This is a genomic window from Pseudomonas sp. BC42, assembly GCF_021560055.1.
Taxonomy (GTDB): domain Bacteria; phylum Pseudomonadota; class Gammaproteobacteria; order Pseudomonadales; family Pseudomonadaceae; genus Aquipseudomonas.
Genome location: NZ_CP091067.1, coordinates 4,862,362 through 4,881,471, shown reverse-complemented (window position 1 = coordinate 4,881,471; position 19,110 = coordinate 4,862,362). Strand labels below are relative to the sequence as shown.

The following is a 19,110-nucleotide window of genomic DNA, read 5'->3' as shown; positions in this document are numbered from 1 at the left end:
GGCGTGCCCATGATTACCCTGAAGCTCAACGGTCAAGATCATCCCCTGGACGTCACCGAGGACATGCCGCTGTTATGGGCCATCCGCGATGTGGCGGGTTACAGCGGCACCAAATTCGGTTGCGGCATGGGTTTGTGCGGTGCCTGCACCGTGCATGTCGACGGCGACCCGGCGCGCAGCTGCATCACCCCGGTCGGCTCGGTGCTGGGCAAGAATGTCAGCACCATCGACTACCTGCACAACGATCCGGTGGGGCAGGTGGTGCAGCAAGCCTGGCTGGATACGGCGGTGGCCCAGTGCGGCTACTGCCAGGGCGGGCAGATCATGTCCGCCACGGCGCTGCTCAAGATCCATCCCAATCCCAGTGACGAACAGATCGAAGAGGCGATGCTCGGCAATATCTGCCGCTGCGGCACCTATAACCGGATCAAGACCGCGATCCGCCAGGCGGCCAACCATCTGCAGGAGGCCAAGGCATGAACCGGCTCCCCAGTGATTTTGCCCTCTGCAACCTCAGTCGCCGTGGTTTTCTCAAGGGGGTGGGCGCCACCGGAGCCCTGGTACTGGCGGCCAGTTGGGGCTGGCAGCAGGCGTTTGCCGAAGAGCAGAAGTTTGGCGCCGATGGCATGCCCCACGGCTGGGTCGACGATCCCAAGGTCTATGTGAGCATTGCCGGCGACGGCAGCGTGACGGTGATCTGCAACCGTTCGGAGATGGGCCAGGGGGTGCGTACCAGCCTGAGCATGGTGGTGGCGGATGAGCTGGAGGCCGATTGGGCCCAGGTCCAGGTCAGGCAGGCGCCCGGAGACGAAGCGCGTTTTGGCAATCAGGACACCGATGGCTCGCGCAGCATGCGCCATTGGTACGAACCCATGCGGCGTTGCGGCGCCGCGGCGCGGACCATGCTGGAGCAGGCGGCTGCCGCGCAGTGGCAGGTACCGCCGAGCGAGTGTCGGGCGCAGTTGCACAAGGTGGTTCATACCCCCAGCGGGCGCGAACTGGGCTATGGCGCTCTGGCCGCAGCAGCGGCGGCTCTGGCGGTTCCGGCCCGGGACGGGCTGCGCCTGAAGCAGCCGTCGGAGTTTCGCTATATCGGCAAGGAGGCGACCCGCGCCATCGACGGCCAGGACATCGTCAACGGCCGCGCGGTGTACGGCGCCGATGTGCACTTTGAAGGCATGCTGTTCGCGGCAGTGGCGCGGCCCCCGGTCTATGGCGGCAAGGTCAAGTCCGTGGATGACAGTGCAGCCCTGAAGGTGCCTGGGGTGATCAAGGTCATGCCCATCGATGGTCGTCCGTTGCCTTCCGAGTTCCAGCCCCTGGGGGGCGTGGCGGTGGTGGCGAGCAATACCTGGGCTGCAATCAAGGGCCGCGACGCCTTGAAGATCGAGTGGGAGGATGGGGTCAATGCCGGCTACAACTCCGTCGAATACCGCAAGGAACTGGAGGCGGCTGCACAGAAGCCGGGCAAGGTGGTGCGCAGCACCGGTAATCCGGATGAGGCCATGAACGCCGCCCAGAGCAGTCTGGAGGCCACTTATTACCTGCCGCACCTGGCCCAGGCCCCCATGGAGCCGATGGTGGCGGTGGCGCGCTTTCTCGACGGGCGCTGTGAAGCCTGGGCGCCGAGCCAGGCGCCTCAGGTGACCCGCGAGCGGATCGCCGAGCGCCTGGGCATCGGCTTTGATCAGGTCACGGTCAATGTCACCCTGCTGGGCGGCGGTTTCGGGCGCAAATCCAAGCCGGACTTCATTCTGGAGGCGGCCATCCTGGCCAAGGCCTTTCCCGGCAAGGCGGTGCGGGTGCAGTGGACCCGGGAGGACGATATCCATCACTCCTACTTCCATACCGTGTCGGCGGAGTACCTCAAGGCCGGCTTGAACGAGGACGGCATGCCCGCCGCATGGTTGCATCGCACCGTGGCCCCGAGCATCACTGCGCTGTTCGCCCCGGGGATGAACCACGAGGGTGCCTTCGAGCTGGGCATGGGCTTCACCAACATGGCCTATGCGATTCCCAATGTGCGCCTGGAAAACCCCGAAGCTGCGGCCCATACCCGGGTGGGCTGGTATCGCTCGGTGTCGAACATTCCCCACGGCTTCGCCATTCAGAGTTTTGTCGACGAACTGGCCCACAAGGCGGGCCAGGACCCACTGAAGTACCAGCTCAAGCTTCTGGGGCCGGACCGTCAGATCGATCCGCGAACCCTGAGCGAAGAGTGGAATTACGGCGAGTCCCCGGAGCGTTACCCGATCGATACCGGGCGCATGCGTGCGGTACTGGAAACCGCGGCCAAGGCCGCCGGGTGGGGCCGCTCGCTGCCCAAGGGGCGTGGCCTGGGGCTGGCGATGCACTACAGCTTCGTGACCTATGTGGCAGCGGTGATCGAGGTGGAGGTCAAGGACGATGGCACGCTGATTGTGCACCAGGCCGACATCGCCGTGGATTGCGGCCCGCAGATCAACCCCGAGCGTATCCGCTCGCAGTTCGAGGGCGCCTGTGTCATGGGCCTGGGCAATGCGGTGCTGGGGGAAATCAGCTTCAAGGACGGCAAGGTGCAGCAGGACAACTTCCACATGTACGAGGTGGCGCGCATGTCCCTGGCGCCCAAGCAGGTGCAGGTGCACCTGGTAACGCCGCCGGGGGAGGTGCCGTTGGGCGGTGTTGGCGAGCCCGGCGTGCCGCCGATTGCCCCGGCCCTGTGCAATGCGATCTTCGCCGCTACCGGCAAGCGCATCCGCAATCTGCCGGTGCGTTATCAGTTGCAAGGCTGGCAGCAGGCGGGTGCCTGATGGACAGTGTCGACCTGAATGTCCTGCGCAGCGTGCTGGAGTGGCGCCGTGCCGGGCGCGGGGTGCTGCTCTACAGCGTGGTCCAGACCTGGGGCAGCGCGCCGCGCCCTCCGGGCGCCATGCTTGCCCTGCGCGACGACGGCGTGGTGATCGGCTCGGTGTCCGGCGGCTGCATCGAGGACGACCTGATCAGCCGCCTCGGGGACGGGCGTCTCGCACCGCAGGGGCCGCCGGTGCAACTGGTGACTTACGGTGTGACGGTGGAGGAGGCGGCGCGTTTCGGTCTGCCCTGTGGCGGCACCCTGCGTTTGACCGAGGAGCGGGTCGGCGATCCGTCCTGGGTCGCCGAGTTGCTGCAACGTTGCGCGGCGCATCAGATCGTGGCCCGGGAGTTGAACCTGAGCACCGGCCAGGTGCTGCTCAAGGCAGCGGGCAAGCGGGATGAGCTGGCGTTTGACGGTGTCACCCTGCGGGCGATCTACGGACCGCGCTGGCGCCTGTTGCTGATCGGCGCCGGGCAGCTGTCTCGTTATGTGGCGCAAATGGCGCGTCTCTTGGATTTCGAGGTGCTGGTCTGTGATCCGCGCCAGGAGTTCGTGCATGGCTGGGAGGAGCAGGATGGACGCCTGGTCGCCGGCATGCCCGACGATGCGGTGTTGAGTATCGAGCCGGATGAGCGCACGGCGGTGGTGGCCCTGACCCATGATCCGCGTCTGGACGATATGGCGTTGCTGACGGCCCTCGATTCCCCGGCGTTTTATGTCGGCGCCCTGGGTTCGCGGGTCAATAGCCAGAAGCGCCGGGACAATCTGGCCCTGCTGGGATTGTCGAGCGCGGCCATCGAGCGCTTGCACGGGCCGGTGGGGCTGCACATTGGCAGTCATACTCCGGCCGAGATTGCCCTTTCGCTGATGGCGCAGATCGTGGCGCTGAAAAATGGTGTCGAGCCCCTGTCGCAGCAGCCGGTGGCGCGCGTGGCCGAGGTGGCCGGATGAGTCCCTGGCCTTGCGCGATCATCCTGGCGGCGGGGCAGGGCAGTCGTTATCGGCAGGCGCTCGCAGACGATCAGGACAAGTTGCTGGCGCCTTGTGTGGGGCGCGATGGCGTAGAGCGGCCGGTGTTGGAGCAGGTGCTGGTCAACCTGCCTGCCGAAGTGGGGCGGCGGGTGCTGGTCACGACGCCGGGACGGCCGCGGGTGGCGAAGCTGGGGCGGGCTTATGGTTGTCAGGTGTTGTTGCTGGACTCGCCGGGCATGGGGCACAGCCTGGCAGCCGCGGTAGCGGCCAGTGCCGACGCCAATGGCTGGGTGGTGTTGCTGGGGGATATGCCTTTCATCCTGCCGGCCAGCATAAGGCGGGTGATCGCGGGGTTGACCGAGGAGAACATCAGCGTGCCGCGGCTGGGGGACGATCTGGGGCATCCGGTGGGGTTTGGTCGGGTTTATGCCGCTGCGTTGCAGGGGTTGTCCGGTGATCGTGGCGCCAGGTGTCTGTTTGCTGCGGGCAAGGTGGTCGAAGTGCCCTTGAGCGACCCGGGCGTGGTGTGGGATGTGGATCTGCCGGCAGCGCTGGTGTTTCGCGAGCATTGAATGGCGGGCATGAAAAAGCCCCGCCCGGTTACCCGGGCGGGGCTTTTTCATTGCCGATGGAGTCAGGCGAGAGGTTTAGGCTCGTGCTGCTTTTCCTCGGTGTGGGCTACGTGCTCAACGGCGTGCTCGACGTTGTGCGGTGCCTCTTCCACCACCGGGGCAGGTTGCTCTGCCACAGGTTCGGTGACCGGCGCAGGTGCTGCTTCAGCCGCCTCGACAGGCGCTGGAGCGGCTTCGACCACCACTGGCGCTTCGACCGGAGCGGGCTCGGCAGCAGCCACCGCTTCAACCGGGGCGGCAGCGGCAGCCAGCTCGGCTTCCTTCTGCAGACGCTCGGCTTCACGCTTGCGACGGCGCACTTCGCGCGGATCGTTTGGTGCGCGACCGTTGCTGGTCAGGGCGCTCACCGGAGCCGCTTCAACCACTGGAGCCGGGGCTTCGGTGACGGCAGAGGCAACAGCCGGTGCAGGCTCTTCAGCCTGGGCAGGCTGCTGGGCAATCACTGGCTGCTCGATGGCAACAGGTTCAGCGGCCGGGGCCGGAGCTTCCTGGGCAGGCTCGATGGCTGTTTCCTCAACCACCGGCGCCTGGACCGCAGGTTCTGCAACAGGCTGCTCGGCTACCACAGGTTGTGCTTCGACAGTCACGGCGGGTTCGGCGGCGACTTCAACCTGAGGCTGCTCTGCAACAACCGGAGCAACTTCGGCCGCTGGGGCCTGTTCAACTGGGGCCAGTTCAACAGCTGGAGCAGCCGGCGCTTCCACTTCAGTAGTGGCTTCGACCACAGGTGCTTGCGGAGCCTGCTCTGCAACAGCGGCGGTCGCGCGTTCGGCTTGCTGATGCGCTTGTGCTTCAGCGTTGGCGCTGATGGCGGTGCTGGCAACAGCGGCAGTGACCGCGAGGCCGGCGGCCAGATCGGCGCTGCTTGGCTCTTCGGCGTTCTCTTCCGAACCCTCGATCACGTTGCCGTTGGCATCACGCTGACGCTCGCGACGGTTGCTGCGACGACGCTGGCCGCGGGAGCGACGGCGTGGACGTTCGCCGTCGGCGTTGTCCTGGCCTTCTTCCTGCAGTTGCTCTTCGTTCGGCAGTGCTTCTTCTTCGCTGGCGGCAGCGGCCTGAGCCTGTTCGGCGCGTGGCTGACGCTCTTCGCGCGGCGGACGCGGCTGGCGCTCTTCCCGTGGCGGACGAGCCGGGCGTTCTTCGGCAACGGCAACGGCGGCGGTAGCAGCGGCTGCGGCCGGAGCGGCATCCAGAGGCTCGCGCAGTTCGCGAACACGCTCTTCACGCTCGCCACGTGGCTTGCGGTCTTCACGTGGGGCGCGTGGTTGACGCTCTTCGCGCGGAGCGCGCGGTGCGCGTTCTTCGCGGGCTACACCTTGGACTTCTTCGCGAGCTTCACGCACTTCGCGGGGTTGACGCTCTTCCCGTGGTGCGCGCTCTTCACGCGGTGCACGTTCTTCACGTGGCTTGCGCTCTTCGTCGCGGCGACCGTTGCGGTTACGGCTCTGTTGACGGCCGTTGCGACGCTGCTCTTCGTTGTTGCGGGCAGGGCGCTCGGTTGCCGGCTTCTCGACCACGACCGGAGCGGCCGGCTCTTCCTTGGAGGCGAACAGGCTGACCAGGGACTTGACCAGGCCTTTGAACAGGCTTGGCTCGGCAGCAACCGGGGCTGGAGCGGCAACCGGAGCGACGGCTTCGGTCGGCACAGGGGCATTGGCGCGGGCCGGTGCGGTCTTCACCGCGGCTTCCTGGCGAACCAGGGTGCGGGTGGCGGCGGCTGGCTGCACTTCTTCGGCTTCGGCTGCGGCCGCGGCGATTTCGTAGCTGGACTGGTTGGTGTTGGCTTCCGGGCTGTCATCGCGCAGACGCTGGACTTCGAAGTGCGGCGTTTCGAGGTGATCGTTCGGCAGGATGACGATGCGGGCACGGGTGCGCAGTTCGATCTTGGTGATCGAGTTGCGTTTTTCGTTGAGCAGGAAGGCGGCGACCGGAATCGGCACTTGGGCGCGAACTTCGGCGGTGCGGTCTTTCAGGGCTTCTTCTTCGATCAGGCGCAGGATCGCCAGGGACAGCGATTCGACGTCACGGATGATGCCGGTGCCATTGCAGCGTGGGCAGACGATGCCGCTGCTTTCGCCCAGGGAGGGGCGCAGGCGCTGACGGGACATTTCCAGCAGGCCGAAGCGCGAGATGCGGCCGATCTGCACGCGGGCGCGGTCGGCTTCCAGGCATTCGCGGACTTTTTCTTCCACGGCGCGCTGGTTCTTGGCTGGGGTCATGTCGATGAAGTCGATGACGATCAGGCCGCCGATATCACGCAGACGCAGTTGGCGAGCGATTTCTTCCGCTGCTTCCAGGTTGGTCTGCAGGGCGGTTTCTTCGATGTCGCTGCCTTTGGTGGCGCGAGCCGAGTTGATGTCGATGGACACCAGGGCTTCGGTCGGGTCGATGACGATGGAGCCGCCGGAAGGCAGTTCGACCACGCGCTGGAAGGCGGTTTCGATCTGGCTTTCGATCTGGAAGCGGTTGAACAGCGGCACGCTGTCTTCGTACAGCTTGATCTTGCTGGCGTACTGCGGCATCACCTGGCGGATGAAGGTCAGGGCTTCGTCCTGGGCTTCAACGCTGTCGATCAGCACTTCGCCGATGTCCTGGCGCAGGTAGTCGCGGATCGCGCGGATGATCACGTTGCTTTCCTGGTAGATCAGGAATGGCGCGGAGCGATCCAGGGAGGCTTCCTTGATGGCGGTCCAGAGTTGCAGCAGGTAATCCAGGTCCCACTGCATCTCTTCGCTGCTGCGGCCCAGGCCGGCAGTGCGCACGATCAGGCCCATGTCGGCAGGAGCTACCAGGCCGTTCAGCGCTTCACGCAGTTCGTTGCGCTCTTCGCCTTCGATGCGGCGGGAGATGCCGCCGGCACGCGGGTTGTTCGGCATCAGTACCAGGTAACGACCGGCGAGGCTGATGAAGGTGGTCAGGGCAGCGCCCTTGTTGCCACGCTCTTCTTTCTCGACCTGGACGATGACTTCCTGGCCTTCGCTCAGGACGTCCTTGATGTTGACGCGGCCTTCGGGGGCTTTCTTGAAGTATTCGCGGGAGATTTCTTTGAGGGGCAGGAAGCCGTGGCGCTCAGAGCCGAAGTCGACAAAGGCAGCCTCGAGGCTTGGTTCGATGCGAGTGATGCGGCCTTTATAGATGTTGGCCTTTTTCTGCTCGCGTGCACCGGACTCGATGTCCAGATCGTAGAGGCGCTGGCCGTCTACCAGGGCAACACGCAACTCTTCGGGTTGAGTTGCGTTAATCAGCATTCTTTTCATGTAGTACCGTCGGTTTCCGGGCTGCCGGAAACGGCGTTCGGCACACACGACTTCTCACGGTCGGTGTCAGGTGCGTCAGGAGTGGTTGACCACTCGAGTGTCTAGCGAGGTTCGTCCGAATAACTAAGAACGAAGTCGCGACTCACGCGTCCTGCTTGCTGTGGTGACTAAGGCACCGCTTAAGCAAAAGTCTGTCAGGAGGAGGAATCAACCGGCGACTGTGGACGAGATGAAGCGTCTTGAATAAAGCCTAATGCTACACAGTCCGACGGTTGTGCATCTCCACCCTACACGTATCCCTGATAATTCGGGTGCTGCCGCGCGCAGAATCCGCAGCGGGTTGGCATTTACCGTGAACTCCGAAAGGGGAGGTCACGCATCATGGCTAAAGGCGTTGTTTCCACAACCTTCGCTTGGGGTTGTCAGGCGCTGACTGCACTTTGTGAACTGGCCGTTAATCGCTGCATAAAAGGCGAGTGATAACTCTGCTTTTTACGGGTTTCAGGCCTCATGTCACCTGCGCTTGTTACAACGTCAGACTCTTCCGGTATGTAGCGAGAGCTGCGTAGGACGGCCTTGCGTCCTTATGAATTGCGTTGGTCAGGGCCGGCTAGTTGCCGCTGTTCCGCTGTCCAGCCGCTTTTGGCGGCGTTCGCGACTATAGCAGCAATCATTAAGTGCTTCAAATCCATAAAAAATTGTTATCATTCGCGCCATGACGACTACTGCCCCCTCGACTCCAGGCGTTCAATTGCTTGAGGTCTCGCCGGAATATGCCGGCCAACGTATTGATAACTTCCTTCTCGCGCGACTCAAAGGCGTGCCCAAGACCTTGATTTATCGCATTTTGCGTAAAGGCGAAGTGCGGGTGAACAAGGGGCGCATCAAGCCCGAGTACAAGCTGCAGGCCGGTGATGTAGTGCGCGTGCCGCCGGTGCGCGTGCCCGAGCGTGACGAACCGGTGCCGCTGGCTCAAGGCTTGTTGCAGCGACTGGAAGCCTCGATTGTCTTTGAAGACAAGGCGCTGATTGTGATCAACAAGCCCGCCGGCATTGCCGTGCACGGCGGAAGCGGCCTTAATTTCGGTGTGATCGAAGCCTTTCGTCAGTTGCGTCCGGATGCCAAGGAGCTGGAGCTGGTGCATCGCCTCGATCGCGACACCTCCGGTCTGCTGATGATCGCGAAGAAGCGCAGCATGTTGCGCCACCTGCACGCCGCGCTGCGTGGTGATGGTGTGGACAAGCGCTACATGGCACTGGTGCGTGGCCACTGGGCAACGGCCCTGAAGCAGGTGCGCGCGCCTTTGCTCAAGAGCAACCTGCGTTCTGGCGAGCGCATGGTGGAGGTCAATGAAGAAGGGAAGGAGGCCTTGACGGTGTTCAAGGTGCTGCGCCGCTTCGGCGAGTTCGCCACCATGGTCGAGGCCAAGCCGGTGACTGGTCGCACTCACCAGATTCGCGTGCACACCCTGCATGCCGGGCACTGCATTGCCGGTGACAGCAAGTACGGCGACGATGATTTCACCCGCGAGATTCGCGAATTGGGCGGCAAGCGCCTGTTCCTTCATGCCTATATGTTGACGGTGCCGCTGCCTGATGGCGGCGAGCTGAAGCTGCAGGCGCCAGTGGATGAAATGTGGGCCAAGACCGTGGAGCGCTTGAGTGCACCCTGATTACCAGCTGTTGATCTTCGATTGGGACGGCACTCTGGCGGATTCCATTGGTCGGATTGTCGAGTCGATGCATGTGTCGGCCGATCGCTCCGGTTTTCCCCGGCGTGACGATTTTGCCGTCAAGGGCATCATCGGTCTTGGCTTGCCGGAGGCGATTCGTACCTTGTATCCCGAAATCGACGAGGGTCAGTTGGTGGCCTTTCGTCAGCATTACGCGGATCACTACATCGCGCTGGAGGCTGAGCCTTCGCCGTTGTTTGCTGGCGTGGTGCAGTCTCTGGAGGCTTTCCGGGCCGAGGGTTATCGGTTGGCAGTTGCCACGGGCAAGGCCCGGCGCGGATTGGATCGGGTGCTGAAGGCCCATGGCTGGGAAGAATATTTCGATATCACCCGGGCGGCCGACGAAACCGCCAGCAAGCCTCATCCGTTGATGCTGGAGGAAATTCTTGCTCATTGCGGAGTCGGGCCAAGGCAGGCTCTGATGGTTGGCGATTCCTCCTTTGATCTGTTGATGGCGCGCAATGCCGGCATGGATTCGGTGGCCGTGAGCTACGGTGCCCAGTCCATCGAGGCTTTGCAGGCTTTCGAGCCGCGCTTGTCCATCGACCGTTTTCCTCAATTGCATGCCTGGCTGAGTCAGGCTGCCGAATAAGTTTTTGCTGGGGTAGCAGGCATGAGCGACGAATGGAAAGCGCCAAGCAAGGCGGGCGCTGAAGAGAGTGATGACAAGAGCTGGAAGCTGCTGGAAAAGACGCTCCTGGCCGGTGTTCAGGAGCAGCGTCGTTCGCGGCGCTGGGGGATCTTCTTCAAGCTGCTGACCTTTGTGTATCTGTTTGTGGCGTTGGCTTTGTTCACGCCGCTGATGACCATGGAAAAGAACGCGGCTCGTGGCGGCAGCTACACCGCGGTGATCGATGTCACGGGTGTGATTGCCGATAAGGAGTCGGCCAGTGCTGACAATATCGTCGGCAGTCTGCGTACCGCCTTCGATGATCCCAAGGTCAAGGGTATTGTGCTGCGCATCAACAGCCCTGGCGGCAGCCCGGTGCAGTCTGGCTACGTCTATGACGAGATTCGTCGTCTGCGGGCTTTGCACAAGGACACCAAGGTCTATGCGGTGATCTCTGACCTGGGGGCTTCTGGTGCTTACTACATCGCCAGTGCTGCCGATGAGATCTATGCCGACAAGGCGAGCCTGGTGGGCTCCATCGGCGTTACGGCGGCCGGGTACGGGTTTGTCGGCGCCATGGAGAAGTTGGGGGTCGAGCGTCGTACCTACACTTCCGGCGAACACAAGTCGTTCCTCGATCCGTTCCAGCCGCAGAAACCTGATGAAACTCAGTTCTGGCAGGGCGTGCTGGACACCACTCACCGTCAGTTCATAGCCAGCGTCAAGCAGGGGCGTGGCGAGCGCCTCAAGGATAAAGAGCATCCTGAGCTGTTCTCGGGGTTGGTCTGGTCCGGTGAGCAGGCGTTGCAACTGGGCTTGATCGACGGCCTGGGTAATACCAGCTCGGTGGCGCGGGACGTGATTGGTGAAAAAGAGCTGGTGGACTTCACTGTCCAGGAGTCGCCACTCGATCGCTTCTCGAAGAAGCTGGGCGCCAGCGTGGCTGAACAGATCGCTATGTGGATGGGCTTTCAGGGGCCGACCTTGCGCTGATTGTGCGGTACTGAACAAACCAAGCCGGCCAGAGTGCCGGCTTTTTAGTGTCTGGTCAGGGGATGGCCACGCCTTCGGCTAGCAGCATGTCCACCAAGCGGATCAATGGCAGGCCTACCAGGCTGGTGGCGTCGCTGCCGGTGGTGCTCTGGAACAGGCTGACTCCCAGGCCTTCGGCCTTGAAGCTGCCGGCGCAGTCGAAGGGTTGCTCGGCGTGCAGGTAGCGCTCGATGCGTTGCTGGTCGAGGGTGCGCATATGCACGGTGAAGGGGACGCAGTCGACCTGGTAGTGGCCTGTCCGGCTGTTGAGCAGGGCCAGGCCGGTGAGGAAGGTCACGCTGGCGCCGCTGGCGTCCAGCAGTTGCTGGCGTGCCTTGTCGAAGGTGTGGGGTTTGCCGATGATGCGTTCCCCCAGTACCGCTACCTGATCCGAGCCGATGATCAGGTGATCCGGGTGGGTGGCTGCAAGGGCGCGGGCCTTTTCTTCCGCCAGGCGTTTCACCAGTGCCATGGCGGGCTCCCCTGGTCGGTGGCTTTCGTCGATATCGGGAGAGCTGCAGGTAAAGGGCAGTTGCAGGCGGGACAGCAATTCCCGGCGATAGACCGAGCTCGAGGCGAGTAATAAAGGCAGCATGCGCATCTCCTGGGATGGGGCGGGAATTCTAGCGGGGCTGGCAAGTGACGGACAGGGCTGAATTTCCTTTGACATGGCTGGGGGCATCCCTATAATGCTGCGCCTATGTTGAATGACCCGATTCCACCTCACGTTGACCCGCGCAAATTGGCTGACCGTGGCACCACCCTTCAAGGTGAACTGCTGCTGGCCGATTTGGAGAGACTCTGCGACCCGCTTTCCGACAATGTCGGTACGGTGCAGGCTAAATTCGTTTTCGAGCGTGACGAGCGTAAAGCTGTAGTTATCCACAGCTCCATCGACGTCGAAGTCAAAATGGTTTGCCAGCGTTGTCTTGAGCTGGTCACCCTGCCGATCCACAGCGAGTGCAGTTACGCCGTGGTGAAGGAGGGTGCGAATACCCAGTCGTTGCCGAAAGGTTATGACGTGCTGGAACTGGGCGAAGATCCTTTGGATCTGCAGGCGTTGATCGAGGAGGAGCTTTTGCTTGCCTTGCCCATCGTGCCTGCTCATCATCCGGAAGAATGCCAGCAGCCGGCGGGGCTCGATGAGCCCGAACCGAGCGAGGACGAGGTAACGCGGTCCAACCCGTTCAGTGTATTGGCGCAGTTAAAGCGTGACCCAAACGTTTAGGAGTTAATCAATTATGGCTGTTCAGCAGAACAAAAAATCCCGCTCTGCCCGTGACATGCGTCGCTCCCACGATGCTCTCGAGGCAAGCACTCTGTCCGTAGAAAAGACCACCGGTGAAGTTCACCTGCGTCACCACGTATCGCCAGAAGGCGTATACCGTGGTCGTAAAGTGATCGACAAGGGCGCTGACGAGTAATCCTTGTCCGCTCAAGTCATCGCGATTGACGCAATGGGCGGGGACTTCGGTCCCCGCAGCATTGTTCAGGCCAGTATTGCTTGCCTGTCTGCTACCCCCTCGCTGCATCTGACCCTGGTGGGTCAACCCTCCCTTCTTGAAGATCTGCTTTCCGGCCATTCGGCTGTGGATCGCGCGCGCCTGACAATCGCTCCTGCCAGTGAAGTGATCACCATGGACGAGAAGCCTGCCCAGGCTCTGCGCGGCAAGCCCGATTCTTCGATGCGGGTGGCGCTTGAGCTGTTGCGGGATGAAAAGGTCCAGGCCTGCGTCAGTGCCGGCAATACCGGGGCGCTGATGGCGTTGTCGCGCTACGTGCTCAAAACCCTGCCTGGCATCGACCGTCCGGCGATGGTGGCGGCTATTCCCACTCAGCGTGGCTATTGCCAGTTGCTGGACCTGGGGGCCAACGTCGATTGCAGTGCCGAGCACCTGTTGCAATTCGCAATCATGGGTTCGGTTGCAGCGCAATGCCTGGGCATAGTGCGGCCAAGAGTGGCCTTGCTGAACATCGGCACCGAAGACATCAAGGGCAACCAGCAGGTCAAGCTGGCGGCGAGCCTGCTTCAGCAGGCGCGGGGTCTGAACTACATAGGCTTCGTCGAGGGTGACGGACTGTATCGCGGCGAGGCGGATGTGGTGGTGTGCGACGGTTTTGTCGGCAACATCCTGCTCAAGTCCAGCGAGGGGCTGGCCACCATGATCGCTGCCCGTATCGAGGCATTGTTCAGGCGGAATCTGCTGTCCCGGGCTGTCGGTGCGCTGGCCTTGCCGCTCATGCGGCGATTGCAGGCGGACCTGGCGCCGGCTCGGCACAATGGGGCGAGCTTTCTCGGATTGCAGGGAATAGTGGTGAAAAGCCACGGTTCTGCGGGTGTTCAGGGGTTTCAGAGTGCAATTCAGCGCGCGCTGATCGAAATCCAGGAAGACTTGCCGCGACGCCTGCACGGGCGCCTTGAAGATCTGTTGCTTTAGGCGTTTATCCTGTGGAGTGCTTAAATGTGACCGCTCAGTTCAATTGGCCATCCAACTGTCAGTTTCTTGCGTCCACTGCGGTGTGACGTCAATTCTCCGACGACAAGATCATTAGGGGCTTGTTACATGTCTGCATCCCTCGCATTCGTCTTTCCAGGACAGGGCTCGCAGTCCCTCGGCATGTTGGCCGAGTTGGGCGCGCAGTACCCACTGATCCTCGACACATTCAAGGAAGCCTCCGATGCTCTGGGCTACGACCTCTGGGCTCTGACCCAGCAAGGTCCCGAAGAGCTGCTCAATCAAACCGACAAGACTCAACCGGCCATCCTCACCGCCTCCATCGCCCTGTGGCGCGTCTGGTTGGCCGAGGGTGGCGCGCGTCCGGCCTTCGTTGCGGGTCACAGCCTGGGTGAATACAGCGCCCTGGTGGCGGCTGGCAGCCTGACTCTGGCTGAAGCGGTCAAGCTGGTCGAACGTCGTGGTCAGCTGATGCAGGAAGCTGTGCCGGCAGGTCAAGGCGGCATGGCGGCGATTCTTGGTCTGGATGACGCCGATGTCGTGGCGGCCTGCGCAGAAGCGGCTCAAGGTGAAGTGGTCAGTGCGGTGAACTACAACTCCCCGGGGCAGGTGGTCATTGCCGGTGCCAAGGCGGCGGTGGACCGTGCCATCGAGGGCTGCAAGGCCCGCGGTGCCAAGCGTGCCATGCCGCTGCCGGTCAGCGTGCCGTCCCATTGCGAGCTGATGCGCCCTGCGGCTGAACGTTTTGCCGAGTCGATCGCGGCGATCAACTGGCAGGCGCCGCAGATTCCTCTGGTACAGAATGTCAGCGCCGCCGTGGCGGCCGATCTCGATACTCTCAAGCGCGATCTGCTGGAGCAGCTGTACAAGCCTGTGCGCTGGGTCGAGTCGGTGCAGACCCTGGCAGCCCAAGGCGCCACCCAGCTGGTGGAATGCGGTCCGGGCAAGGTCCTGGCCGGTCTCAACAAGCGCTGCGCCGAAGGCGTGTCGACCTCTAACCTGAATACCCCAGATGCCTTCGCTGCCGCCCGTGCAGCGTTGGCCTGAACTAGGAGAAGCTTGCATGAGTCTGCAAGGTAAAGTTGCACTGGTGACCGGCGCCAGCCGTGGTATCGGCCAGGCCATTGCGCTTGAGCTGGGTCGTATGGGCGCTATCGTGGTGGGCACAGCCACTTCCGCCTCCGGTGCCGAGCGCATCGCCGCTACCCTCAAGGAAAACGGCATTCAGGGCACCGGTCTTGAACTCAATGTCACCAGCGACGAGTCCGTGGCTGCAGTGCTGGCCAGCATCACCGAGCAGTTCGGTGCGCCGGCGATTCTGGTGAACAACGCCGGCATTACCCGCGACAACCTGATGATGCGCATGAAAGATGACGAGTGGTACGACGTGGTCGATACCAACCTGAACAGCTTGTACCGCCTGTCCAAGGGCGTTCTGCGCGGCATGACCAAGGCTCGTTGGGGTCGAATTATCAGTATTGGCTCGGTTGTGGGTGCCATGGGCAACGCCGGCCAAGTAAACTACGCCGCCGCCAAAGCCGGTCTGGAAGGTTTCAGCCGTGCCCTGGCGCGTGAAGTGGGTTCGCGGTCGATCACTGTGAACTCGGTTGCTCCAGGTTTTATCGACACCGATATGACCCGTGAGCTGCCGGAAGCACAGCGTGAAGCTCTGCTGACGCAAATTCCGCTGGGTCGTCTGGGTCAGGCTCAAGAGATCGCGCAAGTGGTCGCTTTTCTGGCATCCGACGGTGCGGCATACGTTACTGGGGCTACAATCCCGGTCAATGGCGGGATGTATATGTGAGTCAAATGTGACGGATTGCTTCAAAAAAATGTCATACGAGCTGTCTAAAATCCGTTATAAAGCTGCAATCAATTTATAGGCAGATGGCCAAAGGGTTTGAGGGACGAAGCTTTCAGTTGAAAAGCTGAAAAGCCTTTCTATACACTTACCCACTGGCCAGCTGCCTGAATTTGTCCATTAGGAGTGAAAACAAGGTATGAGCACCATCGAAGAGCGCGTCAAGAAAATCGTTGCTGAGCAACTGGGCGTTAAAGAAGAAGAAGTTGTGAACACCGCTTCCTTCGTTGAAGACCTGGGTGCCGACTCCCTTGACACCGTTGAGCTGGTGATGGCTCTGGAAGAGGAATTCGAGACCGAAATCCCTGACGAAGAAGCTGAAAAGATCACTACCGTTCAAGCAGCTATCGACTACGTTACCAGCCACCAGGCTTAATCGTTTTTAGTCGTCTTTTGCTGTCATGGAAAAACCGCACTGCCGTTACGGCGTGCGGTTTTTTCTTTAGGCCTGATACAAAGTGTCGTCATTAGAAAAAGGAGAGTGCTGTGTCGCGTAGACGCGTCGTAGTCACCGGTATGGGTATGTTGTCGCCACTGGGTACGGATGTGCCGAGTAGTTGGCAGGGCATTCTGGCTGGCCAAAGTGGCATTGGTCTGATCGAACACACCGACCTTTCTGCCTATTCCACCCGTTTTGGCGGCTCGGTAAAGGGCTTCAATGTCGAGGAGTACCTGTCGGCCAAAGAGGCTCGCAAACTCGACCTGTTCATTCAATACGGTCTGGCGGCCGGATTTCAGGCGGTGCGCAACGCCGGTCTGGAAGTCACCGATGCCAACCGTGAACGCATCGGCGTGGCCATGGGCTCGGGTATTGGCGGTTTGACCAATATCGAGGAAACCAGCCGCACCCTGCACGATTCCGGCCCGCGCCGGATTTCTCCGTTCTTCGTGCCGGGCTCGATCATCAACATGATTTCCGGTTTCCTGTCCATCCACCTGGGTGTCCAGGGGCCGAACTACGCCATTTCCACGGCGTGCACCACCGGCACCCACTGCATCGGCATGGCCGCGCGCAACATTGCCTACGGTGAAGCCGACGTGATGATTGCCGGCGGTGCCGAGATGGCCGCCTGTGGCCTGGGCATGGGCGGCTTCGGCGCGTCCCGTGCGCTGTCGACCCGTAACGACGAACCGACCCGTGCCAGCCGTCCCTGGGACAAGGGGCGTGATGGCTTCGTGTTGTCCGACGGTGCCGGCGCCCTGGTGCTGGAGGAGCTGGAGCACGCCAAGGCTCGTGGCGCCACCATCTACGCCGAGCTGATCGGTTTCGGCATGAGTGGCGACGCCTATCACATGACTTCACCTCCTGCCGACGGCGCCGGTGCCGCTCGCTGCATCGCCAATGCCTTGCGCGACGCCAAGCTCAATGTCGATCAGGTGCAGTACATCAACGCTCATGGTACTTCGACCCCTGCCGGCGACCTGGCAGAAGCCGAAGCGATCAAGACCGTGTTTGGCGAGCACGCCTACAAGCTCGCAGTCAGCTCCACCAAGTCCATGACAGGTCACCTGCTGGGTGCCGCCGGGGCGATCGAGGCGATCTTCAGCGTGCTGGCCATCAACAGCCAGGTCGCGCCGCCCACCATCAACCTGGATGAGCCGGATGAGGGCTGCGACCTCGATTTCGTGCCGCACACTGCGCGCAGCATGGACATTGATGTGGTGCTGTCCAACTCCTTCGGTTTTGGTGGCACCAACGGCTCCCTGGTGTTCCGCCGGTTCTCCGAGTGATGCACTGCTGGGTCGACGGTCGCCCGGCTGACGCCGTGTCGCTCAAGGACCGCGGCCTGGCCTATGGCGATGGTCTGTTCGAGACCATCGCTGTCAGATCCGGGCAGCCGCAACTGTTGGAGCGGCACTTGCAGCGCCTGGCCGAAGGTTGTCGACGTCTGGCGCTGAATGCCGATCAGGCACTGATTCGCCACGAAGTGCTGGCCTATGCGGCGGCCTTGGGGGAGGGCGTGCTCAAGCTGATCCTGACCCGCGGCGACAGTCTGCGGGGCTATGCCGCCGATCCGGCAGCCACGGCGCGACGCATTCTCCAGGGCGCTGCCTTGCCGGCCTATGCCCCGGCCAATGCCGAGCAGGGCATTGTGCTGTTTCCCTGTGCCACGCGCTTATCCGAGCAGCCGTTGCTGGCGGGCCTCAAGCATCTCAACCGGCTGGAACAGGTGCTGGCTCGCGCCGAATGGCGTGATGCCGAGCATGCCGAAGGCTTGATGCTCGATGGCGCCGGGCGAGTGATCGAAGCGGTGTTCAGCAATCTATTCCTGGTCAGCCAGGGGCGTTTGCTGACCGCCGACCTGAGCCGGTGCGGGGTGGCCGGGGTGATGCGCGCGGAAATTCTGTTTCAGGCCGCGTCACTGGGAATTTCCGTGGAGGTCACGGACATCAGCCTCGATCAGTTGCAGCAGGCGGACGAAGTCTTCGTCTGCAATAGCGTCTATGGCATCTGGCCGGTGCGTGCCTGTGCCGGGATGCGCTGGTCGGCGGGACCGCTCACCCGTAAACTGCAGGGCATTACCCGCGCACTACTGGATGCTTGATTCGTGAGACGTAAATTACTGCTCCTGCTGGAAACCGGACTGGTCCTGGCAGGGCTGCTGCTGGGCGCGAGTGCCTGGAAACTGCACTCGGCCCTGGAACAACCGCTGAACCTCTCCCAGGAGCAGTTGCTGGATGTTCCCGCCGGTTCGACGCCCACCGGCACCTTCAATCGTCTGCAAGCCGATGGCGTGATCCGGGACGGGTTCTGGTTGCGTCTGTACTGGCGCTTCAATCTTCAGGGCCAGCCTCTGCACAGTGGCGAGTACCGCATGACGCCGGGCATGACCGCCGAGGGCCTGATCGGTCTCTGGCAACGCGGCGAGGTGGTGCAGTACAGCCTGACCCTGGTGGAAGGCTGGAACTTCCGCCAGGTGCGCAATGCCTTGGCCAAGAGCGACAAGCTGCAGCAGACCCTGGCTGGCCTCAGCGACACTCAGGTGATGGAAAAGCTCGGCCACGGCGGGGTGTTTCCCGAAGGGCGTTTCTTCCCCGATACCTATCGTTTTGTAAAGGGCATGACCGACGCCGAGCTTCTGGAAAAAGCCTACGACCGCCTGGACGATGTGCTGGCAAAAGAGTGGAGCAAGCGGGCTGATGACGCGCCTTACAGCGATCCCTATCAGGCACTGATCTTGGCGTCGCTGGTGGAAAAGGAAACCGGCGTGCCCCAGGAACGTGGACAGATCGCCGGGGTTTTTGTGCGGCGCATGCAGATCGGCATGCTGCTGCAGACCGACCCGACGGTGATCTATGGCCTGGGCGAGCGCTACACCGGCAAGCTGACCCGGGCTCATCTCAAGGAAGCCACGCCCTACAACACTTACGTGATTGCCGGGCTGCCGCCGACGCCGATTGCCATGGTCGGGCGCGAGGCGATTCACGCCGCCCTCAATCCGGTGCCGGGCAAGAGCCTGTATTTTGTTGCCCGGGGCGATGGCAGCCATGTGTTCTCCGATGACCTGGATGCCCATAACAGTGCGGTGCGCGAGTTCCAGCTCAAGCGTCGCGCCGACTACCGCTCCAGTCCGGCGCCGCTGGCCGCCCCGGCCACGCCCGAGGCCGAGAGCCCGGTGCCTGTCGTCACCCCGAGCCCGGACAGCGCGTCGCCAGCGCCCGCCGAGGCTCCCACTGCGGTGGAACCTGCGCCCGCGCCGAAAAGCCCGCAATGACTT

The 19,110-nt window shown here is 62.4% G+C and carries 18 protein-coding genes; 16 read left to right on the top strand and 2 right to left on the bottom strand.

Annotation, left to right across the window (positions count from 1 at the left end):
* Nucleotides 1-9: 9 nt before the first annotated feature.
* The 4 genes from L1O02_RS21885 to L1O02_RS21870 are packed head-to-tail and all read left to right on the top strand — an operon-like array spanning nucleotide 10 to nucleotide 4,380.
* Nucleotides 10-480 (top strand): (2Fe-2S)-binding protein, encoded by a 471-nt coding sequence (locus L1O02_RS21885; RefSeq protein ID WP_016968267.1) that lies wholly within the window; start codon nucleotides 10-12, stop codon nucleotides 478-480.
* Nucleotides 477-2,792 (top strand): xanthine dehydrogenase family protein molybdopterin-binding subunit, encoded by a 2,316-nt coding sequence (locus tag L1O02_RS21880; protein ID WP_235758698.1) that lies wholly within the window; start codon nucleotides 477-479, stop codon nucleotides 2,790-2,792. Before L1O02_RS21885 ends, L1O02_RS21880 begins: the two co-directional genes overlap by 4 nt.
* On the top strand, nucleotides 2,792-3,787 hold the full coding sequence (locus tag L1O02_RS21875; protein WP_060838233.1) for an XdhC family protein: 996 nt from the start codon (nucleotides 2,792-2,794) through the stop codon (nucleotides 3,785-3,787). The genes L1O02_RS21880 and L1O02_RS21875 overlap by 1 nt, the downstream gene beginning before the upstream one ends.
* Nucleotides 3,784-4,380, top strand: a complete 597-nt coding sequence (locus L1O02_RS21870; RefSeq protein WP_235758696.1) for a nucleotidyltransferase family protein — start codon at nucleotides 3,784-3,786, stop codon at nucleotides 4,378-4,380. Before L1O02_RS21875 ends, L1O02_RS21870 begins: the two co-directional genes overlap by 4 nt.
* A 62-nt stretch (nucleotides 4,381-4,442) precedes the next feature.
* On the opposite strand, the gene rne is transcribed toward L1O02_RS21870, so the two are convergent.
* Complete coding sequence (gene rne / locus L1O02_RS21865) at nucleotides 4,443-7,700, bottom strand: ribonuclease E (RefSeq protein ID WP_235758694.1); 3,258 nt, start codon at nucleotides 7,698-7,700, stop codon at nucleotides 4,443-4,445.
* A gap of 715 nt (nucleotides 7,701-8,415) precedes the next feature.
* Here rne and rluC point away from each other — a divergent pair.
* From rluC to sppA, 3 genes are read left to right on the top strand one after another with little or no spacing between them, the layout of a single operon-like run.
* A complete protein-coding gene (gene rluC / locus L1O02_RS21860; RefSeq protein WP_016965316.1) occupies nucleotides 8,416-9,372 on the top strand; it encodes a 23S rRNA pseudouridine(955/2504/2580) synthase RluC in 957 nt (318 codons plus the stop codon).
* The gene (locus L1O02_RS21855; protein ID WP_060842860.1) at nucleotides 9,362-10,024 is read left to right on the top strand and encodes an HAD-IA family hydrolase; all 663 of its coding nucleotides are present in this window, start codon (nucleotides 9,362-9,364) and stop codon (nucleotides 10,022-10,024) included. The genes rluC and L1O02_RS21855 overlap by 11 nt, the downstream gene beginning before the upstream one ends.
* A 21-nt stretch (nucleotides 10,025-10,045) precedes the next feature.
* Nucleotides 10,046-11,035: a signal peptide peptidase SppA gene (gene sppA, locus L1O02_RS21850; RefSeq protein ID WP_108544811.1), complete on the top strand. Its 990-nt coding sequence runs from the start codon at nucleotides 10,046-10,048 to the stop codon at nucleotides 11,033-11,035.
* A 55-nt stretch (nucleotides 11,036-11,090) separates the two neighbouring features.
* Here the strand turns inward: sppA and L1O02_RS21845 are convergent, their stop codons facing one another.
* On the bottom strand, nucleotides 11,091-11,669 hold the full coding sequence (locus L1O02_RS21845; protein WP_108544812.1) for a nucleoside triphosphate pyrophosphatase: 579 nt from the start codon (nucleotides 11,667-11,669) through the stop codon (nucleotides 11,091-11,093).
* Nucleotides 11,670-11,774: 105 nt separating this feature from the next.
* On the opposite strand from L1O02_RS21845, the gene L1O02_RS21840 reads away from it, so the two are divergent.
* The 9 genes from L1O02_RS21840 (at nucleotide 11,775) to mltG (ending at nucleotide 19,107) form a co-directional block, all read left to right on the top strand.
* Nucleotides 11,775-12,302, top strand: a complete 528-nt coding sequence (locus L1O02_RS21840; RefSeq protein ID WP_009047832.1) for a YceD family protein — start codon at nucleotides 11,775-11,777, stop codon at nucleotides 12,300-12,302.
* A gap of 13 nt (nucleotides 12,303-12,315) precedes the next feature.
* Complete coding sequence (rpmF, locus tag L1O02_RS21835) at nucleotides 12,316-12,498, top strand: 50S ribosomal protein L32 (protein WP_003179396.1); 183 nt, start codon at nucleotides 12,316-12,318, stop codon at nucleotides 12,496-12,498.
* Between the two features lie 3 nt (nucleotides 12,499-12,501).
* Nucleotides 12,502-13,512 carry a phosphate acyltransferase PlsX gene (gene plsX, locus L1O02_RS21830; protein WP_082729196.1) on the top strand — a complete coding sequence of 337 codons (1,011 nt, stop codon included), beginning with the start codon at nucleotides 12,502-12,504 and terminating at the stop codon, nucleotides 13,510-13,512.
* A gap of 126 nt (nucleotides 13,513-13,638) precedes the next feature.
* Entirely contained in the window at nucleotides 13,639-14,577 is a 939-nt protein-coding gene (fabD, locus tag L1O02_RS21825; protein WP_016968270.1) for an ACP S-malonyltransferase, read from the top strand.
* A gap of 16 nt (nucleotides 14,578-14,593) precedes the next feature.
* Nucleotides 14,594-15,334 (top strand): 3-oxoacyl-ACP reductase FabG, encoded by a 741-nt coding sequence (gene fabG / locus L1O02_RS21820; RefSeq protein ID WP_047284730.1) that lies wholly within the window; start codon nucleotides 14,594-14,596, stop codon nucleotides 15,332-15,334.
* 196 nt (nucleotides 15,335-15,530) lie between these two features.
* On the top strand, nucleotides 15,531-15,767 hold the full coding sequence (gene acpP, locus L1O02_RS21815; RefSeq protein WP_003175607.1) for an acyl carrier protein: 237 nt from the start codon (nucleotides 15,531-15,533) through the stop codon (nucleotides 15,765-15,767).
* A gap of 110 nt (nucleotides 15,768-15,877) precedes the next feature.
* On the top strand, nucleotides 15,878-17,122 hold the full coding sequence (gene fabF / locus L1O02_RS21810; RefSeq protein ID WP_060838241.1) for a beta-ketoacyl-ACP synthase II: 1,245 nt from the start codon (nucleotides 15,878-15,880) through the stop codon (nucleotides 17,120-17,122).
* Nucleotides 17,122-17,937: an aminodeoxychorismate lyase gene (gene pabC, locus L1O02_RS21805; protein WP_108544813.1), complete on the top strand. Its 816-nt coding sequence runs from the start codon at nucleotides 17,122-17,124 to the stop codon at nucleotides 17,935-17,937. Before fabF ends, pabC begins: the two co-directional genes overlap by 1 nt.
* Before the next feature lie 3 nt (nucleotides 17,938-17,940).
* Nucleotides 17,941-19,107, top strand: a complete 1,167-nt coding sequence (gene mltG / locus L1O02_RS21800; protein WP_235758692.1) for an endolytic transglycosylase MltG — start codon at nucleotides 17,941-17,943, stop codon at nucleotides 19,105-19,107.
* Nucleotides 19,108-19,110 lie beyond the last annotated feature (3 nt).

What these genes read in the sequence shown, in the direction of transcription:
- L1O02_RS21885 (WP_016968267.1), top strand. Translation starts at nt 10, where the DNA reads ATGATTACCCTGAAGCTCAACGGTCAAGATCATCCCCTGGACGTCACC.
- L1O02_RS21880 (WP_235758698.1), top strand. Translation starts at nt 477, where the DNA reads ATGAACCGGCTCCCCAGTGATTTTGCCCTCTGCAACCTCAGTCGCCGT.
- L1O02_RS21875 (WP_060838233.1), top strand. Translation starts at nt 2,792, where the DNA reads ATGGACAGTGTCGACCTGAATGTCCTGCGCAGCGTGCTGGAGTGGCGC.
- L1O02_RS21870 (WP_235758696.1), top strand. Translation starts at nt 3,784, where the DNA reads ATGAGTCCCTGGCCTTGCGCGATCATCCTGGCGGCGGGGCAGGGCAGT.
- rne (WP_235758694.1), bottom strand. Translation starts at nt 7,700, where the DNA reads ATGAAAAGAATGCTGATTAACGCAACTCAACCCGAAGAGTTGCGTGTT.
- rluC (WP_016965316.1), top strand. Translation starts at nt 8,416, where the DNA reads ATGACGACTACTGCCCCCTCGACTCCAGGCGTTCAATTGCTTGAGGTC.
- sppA (WP_108544811.1), top strand. Translation starts at nt 10,046, where the DNA reads ATGAGCGACGAATGGAAAGCGCCAAGCAAGGCGGGCGCTGAAGAGAGT.
- L1O02_RS21845 (WP_108544812.1), bottom strand. Translation starts at nt 11,669, where the DNA reads ATGCTGCCTTTATTACTCGCCTCGAGCTCGGTCTATCGCCGGGAATTG.
- L1O02_RS21840 (WP_009047832.1), top strand. Translation starts at nt 11,775, where the DNA reads ATGTTGAATGACCCGATTCCACCTCACGTTGACCCGCGCAAATTGGCT.
- rpmF (WP_003179396.1), top strand. Translation starts at nt 12,316, where the DNA reads ATGGCTGTTCAGCAGAACAAAAAATCCCGCTCTGCCCGTGACATGCGT.
- fabD (WP_016968270.1), top strand. Translation starts at nt 13,639, where the DNA reads ATGTCTGCATCCCTCGCATTCGTCTTTCCAGGACAGGGCTCGCAGTCC.
- fabG (WP_047284730.1), top strand. Translation starts at nt 14,594, where the DNA reads ATGAGTCTGCAAGGTAAAGTTGCACTGGTGACCGGCGCCAGCCGTGGT.
- acpP (WP_003175607.1), top strand. Translation starts at nt 15,531, where the DNA reads ATGAGCACCATCGAAGAGCGCGTCAAGAAAATCGTTGCTGAGCAACTG.
- pabC (WP_108544813.1), top strand. Translation starts at nt 17,122, where the DNA reads ATGCACTGCTGGGTCGACGGTCGCCCGGCTGACGCCGTGTCGCTCAAG.